We start from the raw sequence: 17,766 nt of genomic DNA, 5'->3' as shown, positions 1-17,766 counted from the left end.
ATTTTGACGCTGTGTGTATGTTCCACGCTTTATCCCGGGCGTATTTCCGCTTTTCCGTTCATTGCCTGACACGTTATGCAGTGTACTTTCGCTACGCCTTTTTGGGTTGCTTATTGTTGTCTGTTGCGCCGGTATTTTCACAGGCGCCGGTTCTGCATTTTCGTCACCTGACCAATGAACAGGGGCTGTCAAATAGTACGATTGAGACCATTTTTCAGGACAGCAGGGGTTTTATGTGGTTTGGTACCCGGGATGGTCTGAATAAATATGATGGTTATCAGATCGTTGTGTATAGATATAGTGCTACGGATAGCACCAGCATCAGTGATAACTACATCCGGTGTATCTATGAGGATAGGGATGGCGTCATTTGGGTAGGGACTCAGAATGGGTTGAACAGGTTTGACGCCGGGAAGAATAGTTTTACCCGCTTTCGTACCCGGTCGGGCGAACCGGGAGTGTTGAGCAATAACCAGGTAACCTGTATCTATGAAGATGCACAGCGCCGTTTATGGATCGGCACCTATGGAGGTGGGCTGAATTTGTATAAGCGGGAGTCAGGTACCTTTTCCAGTTTCCGGCGCAGCGGGGATGAAGCAGGGCAATTTTCTGACGATAGAATAAATGCCTTTTGTGAGGATGCCAAAGGCCGTTTCTGGCTGGCAACAGGGACCGGATTGGTGGAATTTGACCGTGCTAAGCATCAATTGATCGAACCGCCGTCTTACGACGGAAAAAAGCGGGCTATCCGGACCATCCGGAATGATCATCAGGGAAATCTGTGGTTAGGTACGGAGGAAGATGGCCTACTCTGTTATCACCCCGACAACGGTACCTACCAGTTGTATAGTCACCGGGAACAGGAACAAAGCAGTATTTCCACTAATCAGATCCGGGCGATCCTGCCTGACCGCCAGGGGAATATCTGGATAGGGGGCGTCAACGGCGGACTGAACCTGCTGAATACGGAAAGCAATACCTTTTATCATTATCAGAATGAACCGGAATATCCCAGGAGTTTGTCACAACGTACGGTGTCAGCCCTGTTTGAAGACAAACAGGGGATCATATGGATCGGGACCCACCGGGGAGGTATTAATATATATGTGCCCGGTGCAGAGAAATTCAGACTGTACCAGCAGCAGGTGAAACAGAACAGTCTGAGTTACAATGATGTGAAAGCTTTTTGTGAGGATAGGAAGGGGCGGATCTGGATAGGAACGGATGGCGGCGGACTGAATCTGATGGATCGTAACAGTCAGACATTCCGGCATTATCAGTACGACGCATTTAATAAGCATACGATCGGGTCAAATGAGGTGTTGAGTATTACAGAAGACAGGGCGGGTAATCTCTGGGTTGGTACCTGGGGCGGTGGACTCAACCTGTATCATCCCGGCGAAGAAAACTTCACCCGTTTTGTCAATAATCCGGCAGACCCGCAAAGTATTTCTTCCAATTATGTGCAAAAGATACTGGAGGATAGCAGGGGGCAGTTATGGATAGCAACCTATTATGGCGGCGTGAGTATTTATGATCGCAGCCGTCAGCAGTTTACCCGTTTTACCGGAACGGGGAAGACGCGTGTGTCAGGTAATAATGCGGTGTCCATGACAGAGGATAAAAAAGGGCGGATCTGGATCGGTACAGATGATGGAGGACTGAATTGTTATGATCCCGCCAGCGGAAAGATATCCTGGTATTTTACTTCGGGTGAGAAAAAGCCGGATCTGCGGGTGTTGTTTACAGACTCCCGTGGCCGATTGTGGGCCGGACAATCAGGATTATACCTGTATAATGAGGCAGCGGATAGTTTCGCCTTATATACCAGTGAAGCCGGCCTGGGGACTGCCTTTATCAAAGGCATGACTGAGGATAAGGCAGGTAATTTCTGGATTGCTACTTCGGATGGGATCACCTGTTATCATCCGGATCAGCATCAATATAAACAGTATAATACAGGGGATGGCTTACAGGGACTGGAATTTGAAGCGAATGCCTATTTGCAGACCAGGGACGGTCTGATGTTATTTGGCGGTATTAATGGTTTTAACGCGTTCTATCCGGGGGAGATCCGCACCAATACCTATATGCCACCTGTCTATCTGACCGACTTACAGGTGGCCAATCAGCGAATGTTGCCAGGTATGAAGGGCTCACCACTCTTACAGGATGTGAGTGTGACAGATAAGATCCGGTTTGATTACCGGCAGTCTTCTTTCTCGTTTAGCTTCGCCGCATTGGATTATACAGCGCCGGGTAACAATCAGTATGCCTATAAGCTGGATGGCTGGGATAAGGACTGGAATTATGTAGGTAATGAGCGTAAGGCGGCTTATACGAATCTTAATCCGGGTACCTATGTATTTCATGTAAAAGCCTCGAATAGTGATGGGGTATGGAATGAGAAAGATACGTCGGTGATAGTGGTTATTGAACCGCCGTTCTGGCGAACCTGGTGGTTCATTTTACTGCTCTCTGCTGCCATTCTGTATGCAGTATACCGCATACTGGCTTTTAGAAGAGCGTCTGAATTAAAGAAGATCAGCGAGAAGAAAAAGGAAGAAGTGCACCAGCTGAAGCTCCAGTTCTTCACGAATATATCCCATGAGTTCCGCACACCCCTGACATTGATACTGGGGCCGCTGGAGAAGATGATCAGGGATGCGAAGGACAATGGTCAGCTGCATTATTTCAAACTGATGCAGAAAAATGCTTATCGTTTGCTGGATCTGGTAAATGAGGTGATGGATTTCAGGAAAGCGGAATCCGGTGTATTGCAGTTGAAAGTGATGCCGGCTAATCCGGTATTGTTCCTGGAAGAGATCGCAGAGGAGTTCAGGGAATGGGCGGTTGAAAAACAGATCAGCTTTACAATGAATACGGTACAAGCGCCGGAAGAGGCCTGGTTTGATAATCAGGTACTGGAGAAGATCATTTACAATCTCCTGAGTAATGCATTTAAATACACGCCTGCGGGCGGAGCGATCACCCTGGAGATGCGCAGTTCGCTGGAAGAGCTGAAACCTTCTTTCCCACATGAACTGGTGGTGCAAAATGACTACAAAGCAAGTGCATATTTACATATCAGGGTGGTGGATAATGGTATCGGTATTTCAAAAGAGTCGATCGCGCATTTGTTTGAAAGATACTTCAGGGTAAATGAAAATCATCTGGGGTCAGGTATCGGACTGGCATTTGTAAAGAGTCTCACTTTTCTGCATAAAGGCAGTATACGTGTATACAGTGAACGGAAGCAGGGAACGGAATTTATCATATCGATCCCTTATCAGAAGGTGGATTACGCTGAAGGAGAAAGATGGATGGGGGATCCGGCAAAGACTGCGCGGCAACTGGAAAGTCTGATCTCCAATCAAAGATATACGCTGACATCACCAGTGGTGAATGGCGCCAGCGAAGTACAGGAGGAGGGCGGTCATTCGCAGTCATCACTGGCCACTATACTTGTGGTAGATGATAATAGTGAGTTAAGGGAATTCCTGAAAGGTGCGTTATTGCCGACATATAGTATCATAGAAGCCTCCGACGGGCAAATGGGTTTTGAAAAAGCGAAATCGGAGATGCCGGATATTATCATCAGTGATGTGATGATGCCGGTACTGGATGGTATTGCTTTTTGTAAACTGGTAAAGGATAATCTGGAGACAAGTCATATTCCGTTTATCATGCTGACGGCGAAGACGGCATTGTCTTCTAATATAGAAGGAGCTGCTTCAGGTGCTGATTTTTATTTCGGTAAACCGCTGAGTATTGAATTGTTACTGATCACGATCAGGAATACCCTGGAGCAACGCAGAAAGTCCAGAGAAAGATTCCTGAAAGATTATTACTATGAAGCAAAGGAACTGGTGACATCTGCAAAGGATAAAGAGTTTATGGATATGCTGCTGGAAAAGATAGAAGAGCATCTGATGGACCCGGATTTTGATATCAGCGTGTTGTGCAGCAGTATGGGGATGAGCAAAACGAATCTGTATCAGAAGATCAAGCAGCTGACGGGGCAGTCCACTGGTGATTTCGTACGTACTATCCGTCTGAAGAAAGCGGCGCATATCATGTCGCATGAAGATGTACCCTTATCAGAGGTGATCTTACGGATAGGGATACAGACGCAGTCTTATTTCACGAAAGCGTTTAAGAAGGAATTCGGGAAGACGCCTACGCAGTTTCTGCAGGAATTGAAGCAATAGAGGGAGGGTTAAAAAAGTATCACTTCTGAGGATTGTCTGTGGTTGTAACTGCTTGATAATTATATGTTGTTAATCTGGGTGAAGCTGGTCCGGATAATGGACGAACAAGTGACGGTATAGCGACGAATCTGCGACGAACAAGCGCAGGCATTAATACATATAAAGTTGGTAGTATTTTAACTGCTTATCCACGAACTTATCTATTCCAAAATAGAGAGGATAAACGGCACTTGCTGGCAATAAATTTGATGCCTGTAGGGTGAACTAAAACCATTGTTATGGAGTCCATTCTGAAACCATTGTTAGATTTACTACACGAACTGTATATCGGCACAAGCGGTGAGCAATCCTGGGTTATTGATCGGAAGCCAGGTCAGGGCTTTACAGCTGCTATTAAAACCATTAGTGCTCAACAGGCGTCTACACCTATTGTGGAAGGTGGCTCTACCATTGCAGCACATACGGAGCACCTGAGATGGAGTATCTATTTCGCCCTGGAATTTTTTAAAGGAAAGAAGCCCGAAGGGAACTGGGAGGAAAGCTGGAAGATACGTCAGGTAGATGAAGCACAGTGGACGAAGTTACAGCAGGACCTGCTGGATGCATATGAAAAGCTGGTAGTGGCCATAAAGGGCGTGACAGATTGGTCTAATCCTTTTTTCGTACAGGGGGTGTTGGCATTGGTGCCACATGCGGCTTATCATCTGGGTGCAGTGAAACAGCAACTAACAGTTGTGCAGGCTTAATAAATAAAGGTCTTAAATACGGGTATTGTGTTTAAGACCTTTATTTATGTGGGCCGGAGATCTTTGGCGAAGTCAGCATAATGTTTTGAAATGCGGTTTAAAGTGGTTAAGTTTGGTATTATTCCCTATCTATGCTTAAATCCTTATTCCTTGTATTGTTAGCTGTTTGTTTATTCCCGGTATCCTTGTTTGGACGGACGGATTCGCTACCCGGAAAATACCTTAGTCTGGGAACCAGAACAGCAGGTATCTGTTTTGGTAATGCACCTGTTTATACCGGTTTCAAATTTAATCTCATCAACAGATATACAAAGAGAACGAATATCCTGGATGTCTGCTTCTTCAGCCTGGGCAAGGATAGTTTGTATACCACCAATGGGCTTTCGCTGATGCTTACAGCCGGGGCACAGCATAAAAGTAACGGGATGATTATTACTCCCATTGGCAGTCTGACAGATATAGAAAATGGTATCGCGCTGAATGGACTGGTAAACATATTTGATAAGCTGAATGGTTACGGATTTAGCTATGTAATGCTTGGAGATACAATTAACGGGTTGGCTACATCATTTATACTCTTCTCGCGAAAACGCAGCGATATTCAGCGTAGCAGGATCAATGGTGTCGCGATTGGTGTGTGGGTGATCTCTTTCGGAGAAGTAAGAGGACTGTCTGTTTCCATGCAGAATAGCACGAAAGTACATAAAGGTCTTTCTGTCGGAGTGTATAATAAAACAGAAAAGCTTAAAGGGATACAAGTAGGTTTATATAATGTAGCGATGAATAATCCCAGGGGCCTGAGGCGATTACCTTTGCTGAATATGCATTTTGGAAAATGAACGTACTAATATTCATTAGTCTGAATACGGGACTGGTGTCAGTGAGCATTAAGGGGTGAATGCTGCTAGCGAGTGTATTAAAGGAGGCATTCACAACTCGTGGATGCCTCCTTTATGTATAGGAATACCTTACTTACTTCTCCAACAGATTCGCTGGTATCTTACCATCGGTCTTCATTGACAGTTGCAGTAATTTCGCCAGCGCCGGCGTAATATCCCTCAGGTTCATTTCTGCAATCACACCACCTTTTTTAATACCAGATCCACATGCCACAAAGCCGGTACGTATTTCCTGGAAATCAGGATAGTAACCATGTGAACCACCATGACCAGGTTTCACCGCGTCTCCTTTCATTGCATTCCCGAAGGAAGCACCATTCTCACCGCTCAGCGCTAATGCTACTTCCGGATTACCACCTACTTTGTCGATCTGTTTACGATCAATGATGCGGAAGAGCTTTTTCTCTTCCGGAGATAAGTCCGCCAGCAGATCGGTTACCTGTTTCAGTGTTTTAGTATCGTTTTTATCTTTCAGGTAGAGGTAGCTGGAACCGCCTACTGAACAGAATTGCGCTTTCCAGTCATCCGTTTTTACATCATTGATCAGTCCTGCTTTAGCCAGCCATACATTGGGGTTCACGCTTGTTTTTACATCCAGGAAGCCGTGATCGCCGGTAACGATAAGTACTGTGTTTTCCCAGATGCCTGCTTCTTTCAATGCATCAATAATGATACCTACGCTGCTGTCTGCGTCTGCAATGGCGGCACGTACTTTGTCGCCTTCACGTCCCTGCTCATGCTGATAATGATCCACAGAAAAGAAGTGAATGGTCATCAGGTTAGGTTGATCTTTTTTAATCACATAAGAGGCGATCTTAGCGATATTATGATCTTTTCCCCATTCGATGCGGTCTGTATTGTCAAATACATTCTTTTTCAGATCAGCGATGAAACCAGCCGGTTTTGAATAGACCTCACGCACACTGTCGCCCATTCCACCGATATCAGGAATATTATACATCACCGGTGCATCCGCAGATACGGGCCACAGGAGGGCCGCTACTTTCAGTCCTTTCTCCTGTGCCACGCTCCATACGGTAGGCACTTTAATGGAACTGTACTGCCAGTACGACTCATTGGAAGGGCCATTCGGATTGAATTGATTGTTGTAGTAGATACCATGTTTTACTGGCTGCACACCACTAACGATGGCAGTGTGGGAAGGGTAGGTCATGGACGGGAATACGCTGTTAACACCTTTTGCATAAACGCCGTTTTTAGCTATTTCACGCAAATGAGGTGTCTTCCAGGTGCTATCCATATAGAAGTTAGGACGGAAGCCGTCAATTGTAATCAAAACCACATGTTGTGCCTGTTGGGCAAAGATGCTGTGTGTCAACAGCAATAACATCATAAATACAAATCCCTTTTTCATTATTTCTGATTTACTGACAGGAGTATAATACCGGCATAAAGATATTCAGCACCACCATGGAGGTGTGTTAATTATTTATTACCTGGGATGAGCGGTTATTCGGCTGTATCAGCGATAAAATACCTGGTTCCGGGTATTTCCTGAAAGCTGCTGCTATGTTACTTTTGAATTCGCTTATAGCGATTCTGACCAAAAAGTTTAACTATGTCTTTTAGAAAAATTACGGACCTGTTTGGGGTGCTCGTAGGTGTATTTGTTGCCCTCGTTTCTTTTTCTGCGTGTTCTAAAGATGATGATGGAGGACCAGGTAAAAGCAACGACTATTATTTCAAAGCCACTTTCAATGGAAAGGCGTTTGATTTCACACATACTGCAAAGTTTCAGGGCGGTGGTAATGATGGCCGCTGGGAACATATCGTACTGGGTGGTTATGAAGCGAAATTTCCGACAGATGGGAGTCAGTTGCCACCATCATATGACATTGAACTGTGGAGAGTAGGAGGAAATATTGGAGTGGGTAAGTATGAAAGCGCTTTAGAAAAGGAGATGATCTCCCGTTATGCTATACAAACGAATAATGGCACATTGTTGTACAATACTTTACAGGACGGCGATAATTTTATTTTAAATATTGAATCAATAAGTGATAAAGGTATCAGGGGTACTTTCGGGGGCACAATCAGAAATTACGCCGGTGCGGCGATAGAAGTGAAAGATGGCAGTTTTAATCTGCCGTATGATGAGTTAGTAAATCCATAGGGGAAAGTAAGAAACCGGGCTTATAAGGTCCGGTTTCTTAATTGAAGACGGGTACTATTGATGATTCCCCGCATCCATTCATATTCAGGTAAAGCCTGCAACTGTTTTCTCAGAACCGAAGGAATACCGTTTAACCCGACTAAAGCCCCTGCTATCTGACCCGCAATAGCTGCATTGGTATCAGTATCTCCACCTGCATTGATGATTGCCGTAAACATGCTATTTATCCCGATCTCCATTGAGTGGGACGCTGCGAAGATGGCAAAGGGCACTGAGTTCACAACATATCCATTCACGCCCAGCCGGGCAATGTCCTGTATAGTAAGATTTCCACTATATTGATCGATTTGAATCATCCTGTCCCGGACGTTAGTATCGGGTAACTGCTGTATGATAATATCCAGTAGATTTTGAGTACCTGTCCAGCTGCCGTTTAGTATCGCTCTGATCGCTAATACGACTGCGAGTGCTCCGGCATAGGCTTCATCATTTCTGTGTGTGATCCTGCTGATCTCCCTGATATCATCCCTTGTGTAATTTTCAAAGAAAGCAAAAGGCGCTATTCGCATAGCAGCTCCATTACCGGCAGCATAATCGCCACTTCGGCCTACCTGACTCCAATGACCGCCTGCTTCAAGCTCTCGTATGGCTTTTAGCGTGCTGGCGCCAATACCGCTAAGTCGTTGCTGATGATAGTATTTTACAAAATAGGTAGATAAGGCATCCGGACGGCAATGTGGGTTTTCTGCCAGTGCTTCACAGGAAGCCAGCGTCAGCTGGGTATCGTCTGTCAGCGACCATATACGGACCGGCTCTTTAACAGGATGGAGATAGAATGTTTTTGGCTGTATCGGAGATACGTAATTTTCATAGCTGCTACCCCATGCATCGCCTATGGCGCCGCCGATAATACAGGCTTCAAATCTGTCACCGATGGACAGGATAGATGGATCGTCAGTAGTCTGCACCTTATCAGTTTAGTGAGGTCAATTTAGTAAAGGCAACGCATAATACATGATAATTTTAATATGAACATTTGTTCATGTTATAGCTATTGCTGACCAAAGATTGACATTCTTCATCGATAAACATAAAATGTCAGAAATTGCTGTTATTTTCACACGTATTACCGTCACACATTTCCGCTCTCCTTACAAACAAGACCCGTTATCAGCAGGAAGATCCCTGCTGACGTGCATTTAGTGTCCGTTTCCACGTTATTTTTTAACAACCATATATAAACCCTCAAATTAGCGAAGATGAAAAAACTTCATTTGTTATGCCTTTCCGCGTTTATGCTGTTATTACCAGGTCTGGGTTGTAAAAAAGCAGCAGACAAACAAGACCCACTGAATGGTGCTGCAGCTTTCAAAGGAGTGACCGCCCTCGCCGCATCTCCCATTTTTACTAATGCACTACCCTCCAGTGACAACGGCAGCTATTATGATCCATGGGTCATCCGTGTAGGTGGTTATTATTACTATTGCGGCTCTGACGGCGGTCGCTTGTGGATTACGAAATCTGCTACCCTGCAGAACTTATTACAGCAGACTAAAAGCTACATCTTTACGCCTCCCGGAGGGACGTTTTATTCCTCTAATCTATGGGCGCCTGAGCTTCATTACCGCAGCGGAAGATGGTATGTTTATTTCGCTGCTGACAATGGCGACAATGCTAACCACCGTATGCACGTACTGGAAGGTGGTACTGATGCTAATGACCCTTTAAACGGCAGTTATGCGTACAAAGCGAAATTGACCCCTACTACCGATCGCTGGGCAATAGACGGTTCTCCTTTCGATTTTAACGGCCAGCAATACTTTGTCTGGTCTGGCTGGGAAGGTACCTCTAATGTCTCCCAGTACATCTACATCGCCAGAATGAGTAATCCTTATACAATTTCAGGCGAGAGGGTAGAGATCTCAAGACCTGACTATGGTTGGGAGCAGGTCGGTTCACCAACTGTCAATGAAGGTCCTACACCATTGATCAGCGGCAGTACGGTGAATATTATCTACTCCGCAAGTGGTAGCTGGACCAACGATTATTGCCTGGGCCGCCTTACCTGTACAAACGGCAACCTGATGTCCAAGTCCTCCTGGAATAAACCATCTTCTGCCGCCTTCTCAAGATTCGGGAACGTATTTGGCCCGGGTCACGCTTCATTTGTTAAATCACCTGATGGTATACAGTCCTGGATCGTTTACCATGCTGCCAACTATGATGGCGCTGGTTGGGACAGAAGAGTGATGGCACAGCAGTTCTCCTGGGATGGAGATATTCCTTTCTTCGGATATCCGATTGAAAAAGGAATTCCGATACCTTCTCCTTCAATTGGCCCTGAATATGCCATGCCTGTCGCGAATGGTACATACAGGATCAAATCCAAAGTCACCTCACAATGCATCGATGTACCCAACGCTGCTAATACTGCCGGATTGCAAATACAACAATGGACAGACAACAATACAAACGCACAGAAGTGGACATTTACCAGCCTGGGGAATGGCTATTATAAGATCACCAATGTGGCTTCAGGCTTAAACCTTGATAATGCTGGTGGTTCTACAAGTGCAGGCAATATCCTTATTCAGTGGACAGACAATGGCAACATCGCGCAGCACTGGCGGGTACAGGATATGGGCAATGGTTATTTCAAACTGATCAATCGCAGAAGCCTGCTCGCAATTGATGTGCCCAACAGTAATCAGACGCCTGGAACGAAACTACAGCAATGGTACGAGAACCAGTATGACGCAGAGTTGTGGCAGATTATACCTTAGATAAACAAAAAAGCTGCGAATGATCTTCGCAGCTTTTTTATTATTGTCAAATAACAGATTAATGTTTAGTATCCGGTTGATATACCGCTACCGCTACTCTTGAATCAGCACAGCCGTAATACAGGAAATATTGTCCCTTATAATATACCAGGCCCTCAATAAACACCGTCCCCGCCGGATACTGTCCGCTCTTCTCAAATGACTCGGTTGGCACCATAAATGGCTTATCCAGTCTGCTGATCAGTTTGGAGGGATCAGCTGCACTAAACAACATTTGCCCTGCGCAATACGAGTTAGCCGTATAATTAAGATCACCATCTGCGCCGGAGCGGTTCTTACCATTATAGAGGAGTACAATGCCCTTGCTGGTCAGTATAGCCGGAGGACCGCATTCCGTCAGGTGACTATCAAAATATCCTTTTCGTGGAGAGGCCAGTTCCTGTAATGCGCCATTGGCGTCCACCAATGGTGTCCAGTCGACAAGATTATCGGAGGTAGCAGCATACACGTGGTTCTCTCCCCAGTACATCCAGTATTTCCCCTTGTATTTTGTGATCCGCAACTGGCCGTTTTTGAGTGTGGTCAGTACAGAAGCTGACTTGGAAGCAATATCATGGAATTGACCATTGTAGGCATCCTGGAAGATAGGACCATGCTTTTTCCAGTGTATCAGGTCTTTAGAAGTAGCAGCGCCCAGGCGTGGTACTTTCTTGTTCCATTGTGTGTATAACATCAGATAAGTGCCATCTTCGGTCACTGCTACCCGTGGATCCTCACAACCGCCTGTCCATTCAAATGCCTGCTGATCGTCCGTGTCGGGGAATAATACCGGTTTACCGGTACGCCTCATGGTGATCCCATTGGCGCTTTCTGCCAGTCCGATACGAGAGGTACGGGCGCCTATTCCTACACCGGATTTGTCTTCCGCCCTGTACATGACATAGACTTTGTTATCCTTTACGGCAGCGGCCGGATTGAAGGTGTCATTGCTTTCCCAGTCCAGTAGTTTTTTCTGCATAGGATCGTAAAAATGGGTCGTAGAATCGGGTGAGATGATCGGGTTGACACCTGCGGGTCTGACAAAGGGACCTATCGCCCAGTCCGGGTATTTGTTGATGGACTGCTGCCCATAGCTGCAAAGGGCGCCTGATAGGAGCATGGTAAATAAGAGACCTGATTTTTGCATATAACGAGGATTTGTAGAATATGACTGGTATAATACAACATTTCCTGCGGAAGGCAGTGCTATAATTTTCCCATGAAAACAATTACTTTTATGCAGTCATGGTTCCTCCATTAGATAATGAAATTTTATTATTCAGGCAGATTGGGGAAGGAAATGAGATTGCATTCCGTAAGGTTTATTACCACTATTACAGGCAATTATATGGTTTCGTGCTCAAGACTGTAAAGTCCGACCCTGTCACAGAAGAAATTGTGCAGGAGACGTTTGCCCGTTTGTGGGAAAACCGGGCTGCTCTTGGAGAAAAAGGATATTCCGCCCCCTGGCTTTTTCGTGTTGCAGCTAATCTGTCCTTTGATTATATGAGGAAAGCCGCTCATGAAGCAAAATATTTTAATCTGTTGTCATCCTCTCCGGGTGAACCTTCCGCTAATAATGTATCCGACTATATAGAGGGTGTCCAAAGTAACCATCTTTTACACGAGGCCATCGACCGCTTACCTCCACAGCGCCGTACTATTTTCCAGTTATCAAGATTAAAAGGGCTCAGTCACCAGGAAATTTCCCAGTACCTCAATATCTCCGAAAATACCGTCAAAAACCAGCTGGTTACTGCTTTGAAGGCCGTTCGTCAGTTCATGAACGATGCCACCCGACTCTTTTTTTAAGTTTTTTTCCAACCGGATAGTCCCTCGTCTTTCTTCAAACGTTATTAAATGTAAAGGGGACCTTTACCTCCTTTCAACCACAACCGAAATATGGCAGAAGATACACGCGAAGAGCGGATCAAATATCTTATCAATCAATACTATGCAGGCACGGCAACTGTTGCAGAGTCCAGCGAACTGAGATCATTTCTCCTGCAGGGAGATGATAGGGAGCTGATAGTGGCGCAACTGGAAGAACTGGCGGGTACAGCACCTGAAGCTACGCACATCAGTGACGAACGACTGGATACCGTATTTGGTTCGATCGTATCATCGCGTACCAGACAAATGCCTGTCCGCCGCTATGTATATGGCGCAGCCGCTGCTGTACTGGCATTGGTAGTGGCAGGTAGTATTTACTTCTTTACGGGTGAACAACAGGGGGTACCGACACAACAGGTCGCTGTGGCAGAAATACTGCCGGGACACGATGGGGCAGTGCTCACACTTGCCAACGGAAAACAGGTCGTACTGGATAACCAGGCCGATGGCGTTATCGGAAATACAGAAGAGAATATCAGCAAAAAAGGGGGAGAGCTGATCGTCGATGCAGATGCACAGCCACATAATAATACAGCATTAAATACGCTTACTACGCCTCGTGGAAGACAATTTGCACTGGCATTGCCCGATGGTAGTAAGGTATGGTTGAATGCCGCTTCAGCTATTAAATTTCCTGCTGCTTTTGCACAGGAAGAACGCACTGTTTATCTCTCCGGAGAAGGCTATTTCGAGATCGCTAAAAAAACAGATGCCAAAGGAAAGAGAGTACCGTTCAGGGTTGTGGTCAACCAGAAAAGCACCATAGAAGTGCTTGGAACACATTTTAATATTAATGCTTATGAAGATGAAGAAAGTATCCGTACTACCTTAATTGAGGGTGCTGTAAAGGTCAGCGCAAGCACAAACAATGTAACACTGGTACCCGGTCAGCAGGCAGCTGTTACCGCAGATCACATCACTGTTGATAAACATGCCGACCTGGAGGAAGCTACCTCCTGGAAGAACGGACTATTTGTTTTCAACGGCAGAGCTGATCTGCGCGAAGTTATGCGCCAGTTGTCAAGATGGTACGATGTGGAAATCATTTATAAAGGAGAAGTGCCGGATATTGCCTTTACCGGTGAAATGCAAAGAAATCTAAACTTACAGCAGGTGACCAAAGGACTTGCTGCGATGGGGGTCAATTTTAAAATAGAGGGACGAAAAATTATCATCTATCCTTAATGTCAAAGGACTAAAAGAAAAAACCGGAAGTGTTCCAGCACTCCCGGCAAAGTCTCAGGTCCGAGTAATTTAACAGCAAGTAGGTCCGATACCACTTATTTGTCATTATCAACCAGAAACCGTTACAAAAGTATGTTTTTTTACGCTTTATGTAACCGGAAGGGGCATGCTATGTCCAGTGCCAGACGGCAGTCTTTCCGGTTATCACCACAAACAGTGAAGACAGTGAAACTGAATGTTCTATTCATGTTTGCATTTCTGATGCAAGTTAGTGCCAGCGGCTGGTCACAGGTCATCAACTATTCCGGGAACAATGTTCCGCTTACGACGATCTTCAGCATTGTTAAACAGCAAACCGGCTACGTAGTACTCTACAATCCGGACCTGGTAAAGAAGACCACACCTGTAACGGTGCATGCCAGCAATATGCCGCTGACCACCTTCCTGGACAGAGTCCTGGCAGAACGGTCACTGGGCTATTCCCTGGAAGATAAGACCATCTTTATTACCAGGCGCGCTATGCCTGCGCGCCCGGCAGTCAGTGAAGCTGCCGTTGAGAAAGCGGAAGTCATTCTGCCGGTAGTAAGTGGTTTCATTAAAGATGACAAAGGACAGCTCCTGCCGGGTGTCTCTGTAAAAGTGAAAGGTTCAGTTTTCGGCACGACCAGCAGTGAATCAGGTTACTTTAAGCTGAGCGGCGTCCCTGCTGACGCTATCCTGCTCGTTTCCAGTGTCGGTTTCGAATCTGTCATGGTTCCTTTGCAGATGTGCTGTAACAAGGTCATGGTGAAGAACGTCAATTCGACGATGGGCGATGATGGAAGTCTCGCATTGACCATTACCCTCAAACTCGCCGTGAAATCACTCGAAGAAATTGCTGTCACTAATACGGGTTATCAGGAGCTGGTGAAAGAACAGTCTACCGGAGCAACCTCAAACGTCAGCAACAAAGAACTGAACGCACAACTGAATACCGACCTTTCTGCTGCGCTTGAAGCAAAAGTGCCAGGTCTCAGCCTGTACCAGGGCGAACCAATGGTAAGAGGGCTCAGTACCTTCTCTACTGCGGTAGGTACCTATCCGCTTATTGTACTGGATGGATTACTGACAGAGACGACACTGGATATGATCAACCCTTACGACGTTGAATCTGTAACCGTACTGAAAGATGCGGCCGCAGCTTCTATATACGGCGCAAGAGCAGCCAACGGTGTGATCGTTATCAATACAAAAAAAGGGAAAAGAGGACAGGTGAGCCTGACCGTTAACGCTGATTACTTTATCACAGAAAAGCCGGACCTGAGCAAAATGCACTACGCTACCAGCGCCCAGATGGTAGACTATGAAAAGGACATTTACGCAAGTGAATTAAGCCGTTTTGCCAACGCGACAGAATTGTTCAATTCATATGGTAGTGTGGGTGGTAACTCCATCAAATATTTCTCTCCCTTATACAACCTTTACAGAAAGGAGAATATTGGGGCCATTACCGCTCATGAAAGAGATGCGGCTATCGAGCAACTAAAGAACTATGATTACTATCAACAGTTCAGCGATAATGTCTGGCGTAACGAAGCGCGTAAGCGTTTCAATATTGCCCTGAGCAGCGGATCTGAGAAGAGTAATACTTACTTCTCCATCAACTACGACGGAAACAATGAACTGGTAAGAACAAATACAAACGAAAATCTGAATGTCTATCTGAAAAGCGCCTTTACGCCACGTCCATGGCTGACAGCTACTTTCGGTGCAAACGGCGCCTATTCAAAAGCAATGACTTCAGAAGGCACTTATTCCGATTACCTGAATCAACCGCGTTATGCACGTATTGTGGATGAAAATGGTAACCGTGTATATGCTGACTATACCTCCTTCAAAGATGGATTCAGCTCTTCTGATAATGTGAACGGGACCGTGATCGATCAGCTGGCTGGCAATACTCAGTTTAAGTCATTCCGTTTCAACCTGCTGGATGAACTGGAAAACAGCAGAACAAAAGACCAGGAAATGAGACTGCGCACCTTCGCGGATGTCGGTATAAAACTGATCGATGGATTGAAATACGGTCTGAAATTTCAATACGAGACGGCTAAAAAAGAAACAGAGAGTTTCTCTGATAAGAATGATTACAGCATGAGGTATCTGTACAATGCGATGACCAGTTACAACCCGACAACTGGTATCTACACGCATGAGATCCCTTATAATGGCCGTCTCTATCAGCTGAACCGTTCTTCTGATAACTTTACCTTCAGACAACAACTCGATTACAATAAATCATTCAGCATATCCGGCAGACAACATGACGTATCAGCGATCGGTGGTTTTGAAATGAGACAGTCACGTACGCCGGTAAGTGTAGGCGACCTGAGATATGGTTATGATCCGGTGACATTGACTTCTTCACAAACTGACTGGTACCGTCTGGGTGACGCCGGCATAGACAGTTACCTGTTTGGTTACACCAGCCTGGGTTACCAGCCGGGTAAGACTAAAACTGAAGTACGTCATCGCTTTGTATCCTACTATGCTAACGTCAACTATACATTCGACCGTCGTTATAACCTGTCAGGTAGTGCGAGAGTAGACCAGACAGACCTCTTTGGTACAGACCCGAAATACCGTAACCGCCCGCTGTGGTCAATTGGCGCCGGCTGGAACGCTACCAATGAAGCATTCCTGAAAGATGTTGCCTGGCTGGACTTCCTGAAAGCGCGTGTGACCTACGGTGTGAATGGTAACGTGGATCAGTCTTCCTCTCCGTATATCACCGCAAAACTGAAAAGCGATAACCTCTTTACAGAGCTGCAATATATTGATATCTCCACTTTGCCTAACCCTAAACTGCGCTGGGAGAAAACAGCTACCACCAACTTTGGTATTGATTTCGCTGTGCTGCACGGTCTGCTGAATGGTAGTCTGGACCTCTATCGTAAATACAGCTCTGATCTGATCGTTAAAACAGACCTCGATCCAACAGTAGGTACTGCGTCACTCACTATCAATAACGGTGCGATGAGCAATAAAGGTATCGAACTGGGCCTCTCTTCAGATTGGGTGAGAAAGAAAGACTTCGGTATAACCTCCGCTGTCGTGTTCGCATACAATAAAAACCGTATTGAAAAGATCAATAGCGGCGCTACGGATGCTTACTCTTATATCGGTTCTCCTTCTTACTATTATTACGCGAATACACCTTTTAACTCCCTGTATGCTTACCAGTATGGTGGCACTATCAATGGATATCCATATATCCTCGATGAAAAAGGACAGCCAAATGTCACCTTTGATGCAGATGGTAATCTGACTGCTATCAGACAGGTTAACAGCCCTTCCGCTATCAAGAGAGTTGGTACGATGCTGCCTAAATTCAACGGATCCTTCCGCCAGAGCTTCCGTTATAAAGGAGCAGAACTGGGTGCTATGTTCGCCTTCTATGGTGGGCACCAGATGAGACGTGATCGTATGGATTTTGCTGGTACCACGCAGAACAACCGTGCACTGGCTGATCGTTATACAGACGCACACCCGAATAGTAATCCGAGAATGGAAATAGACTATCCTGATGCGTTAAAGAGCAATGCATACATCCTGTCTTCTTATTGGAGATATGCTGACATACAGGTCGTAAGCGCTACCAGTGTACGCCTCCGCAATCTGTATCTGTCATATGTACTGCCAAAGCATTTATGTAATCTGATCGCTGCTAAGCAGGTGAAATTCACCGCACAGGCGAATAACCTGTGGATGTGGAGTAAGGCCGGTGATGATCTGGACCCTGAAACCTCCAGTCTGAACGGCGGTACAAGGAACCTGCCATTGCAACGTTCCTTCCTCTTTGGCGCAGCAGTTAGTTTCTAATTCTTAAAACATCAG

Annotated in this window: 11 protein-coding genes; 8 read left to right on the top strand and 3 right to left on the bottom strand. The window is 45.7% G+C overall.

Annotation, left to right across the window (positions count from 1 at the left end; all coding sequences use genetic code 11):
* Positions 1-17 precede the first annotated feature (17 nt).
* The 3 genes from BMZ72_RS27930 (at position 18) to BMZ72_RS27920 (ending at position 5,796) form a co-directional block, all read left to right on the top strand.
* Positions 18-4,211: a two-component regulator propeller domain-containing protein gene (locus tag BMZ72_RS27930; RefSeq protein WP_089813287.1), complete on the top strand. Its 4,194-nt coding sequence runs from the start codon at positions 18-20 to the stop codon at positions 4,209-4,211.
* A 278-nt stretch (positions 4,212-4,489) separates the two neighbouring features.
* On the top strand, positions 4,490-4,957 hold the full coding sequence (locus BMZ72_RS27925) for a DinB family protein (protein ID WP_089813285.1): 468 nt from the start codon (positions 4,490-4,492) through the stop codon (positions 4,955-4,957).
* A 131-nt stretch (positions 4,958-5,088) separates the two neighbouring features.
* Positions 5,089-5,796: an LA_2272 family surface repeat-containing protein gene (locus BMZ72_RS27920; RefSeq protein ID WP_089813284.1), complete on the top strand. Its 708-nt coding sequence runs from the start codon at positions 5,089-5,091 to the stop codon at positions 5,794-5,796.
* A gap of 133 nt (positions 5,797-5,929) precedes the next feature.
* Here the strand turns inward: BMZ72_RS27920 and BMZ72_RS27915 are convergent, their stop codons facing one another.
* Entirely contained in the window at positions 5,930-7,231 is a 1,302-nt protein-coding gene (locus tag BMZ72_RS27915) for an alkaline phosphatase family protein (RefSeq protein ID WP_089813282.1), read from the bottom strand.
* Between the two features lie 204 nt (positions 7,232-7,435).
* Here BMZ72_RS27915 and BMZ72_RS27910 point away from each other — a divergent pair, with 204 nt between their 5' ends.
* Positions 7,436-7,990, top strand: coding sequence for a hypothetical protein (locus BMZ72_RS27910; protein ID WP_089813280.1), 555 nt, complete (start codon positions 7,436-7,438; stop codon positions 7,988-7,990).
* A gap of 20 nt (positions 7,991-8,010) precedes the next feature.
* Here the strand turns inward: BMZ72_RS27910 and BMZ72_RS27905 are convergent, their stop codons facing one another.
* The gene (locus BMZ72_RS27905; RefSeq protein ID WP_089813278.1) at positions 8,011-8,958 is read right to left on the bottom strand and encodes an ADP-ribosylglycohydrolase family protein; all 948 of its coding nucleotides are present in this window, start codon (positions 8,956-8,958) and stop codon (positions 8,011-8,013) included.
* A 291-nt stretch (positions 8,959-9,249) separates the two neighbouring features.
* Between BMZ72_RS27905 and BMZ72_RS27900 the strand changes: the two genes are divergently transcribed.
* A complete protein-coding gene (locus BMZ72_RS27900) occupies positions 9,250-10,773 on the top strand; it encodes a family 43 glycosylhydrolase (RefSeq protein ID WP_089813276.1) in 1,524 nt (507 codons plus the stop codon).
* Positions 10,774-10,831: 58 nt separating this feature from the next.
* On the opposite strand, the gene BMZ72_RS27895 is transcribed toward BMZ72_RS27900, so the two are convergent.
* Positions 10,832-11,959 carry a glycoside hydrolase family 130 protein gene (locus tag BMZ72_RS27895; RefSeq protein ID WP_089813274.1) on the bottom strand — a complete coding sequence of 376 codons (1,128 nt, stop codon included), beginning with the start codon at positions 11,957-11,959 and terminating at the stop codon, positions 10,832-10,834.
* 98 nt (positions 11,960-12,057) lie between these two features.
* Here BMZ72_RS27895 and BMZ72_RS27890 point away from each other — a divergent pair, with 98 nt between their 5' ends.
* The 3 genes from BMZ72_RS27890 to BMZ72_RS27880 all read left to right on the top strand — a co-directional run bounded on the left by BMZ72_RS27890 (position 12,058) and on the right by BMZ72_RS27880 (position 17,751).
* Positions 12,058-12,624 (top strand): RNA polymerase sigma factor, encoded by a 567-nt coding sequence (locus BMZ72_RS27890; RefSeq protein WP_089813273.1) that lies wholly within the window; start codon positions 12,058-12,060, stop codon positions 12,622-12,624.
* A gap of 90 nt (positions 12,625-12,714) precedes the next feature.
* Entirely contained in the window at positions 12,715-13,890 is a 1,176-nt protein-coding gene (locus tag BMZ72_RS27885; RefSeq protein ID WP_089813271.1) for a FecR family protein, read from the top strand.
* Between the two features lie 171 nt (positions 13,891-14,061).
* Positions 14,062-17,751: a SusC/RagA family TonB-linked outer membrane protein gene (locus tag BMZ72_RS27880; RefSeq protein WP_177222954.1), complete on the top strand. Its 3,690-nt coding sequence runs from the start codon at positions 14,062-14,064 to the stop codon at positions 17,749-17,751.
* Positions 17,752-17,766: the final 15 nt, after the last annotated feature.

This window comes from Chitinophaga sp. YR627 (assembly GCF_900114995.1).
Classification (GTDB): Bacteria; Bacteroidota; Bacteroidia; order Chitinophagales; family Chitinophagaceae; genus Chitinophaga.
Note: the sequence above shows the minus strand (reverse complement) of the source record. Positions and strands in the feature narration are given on the sequence as shown.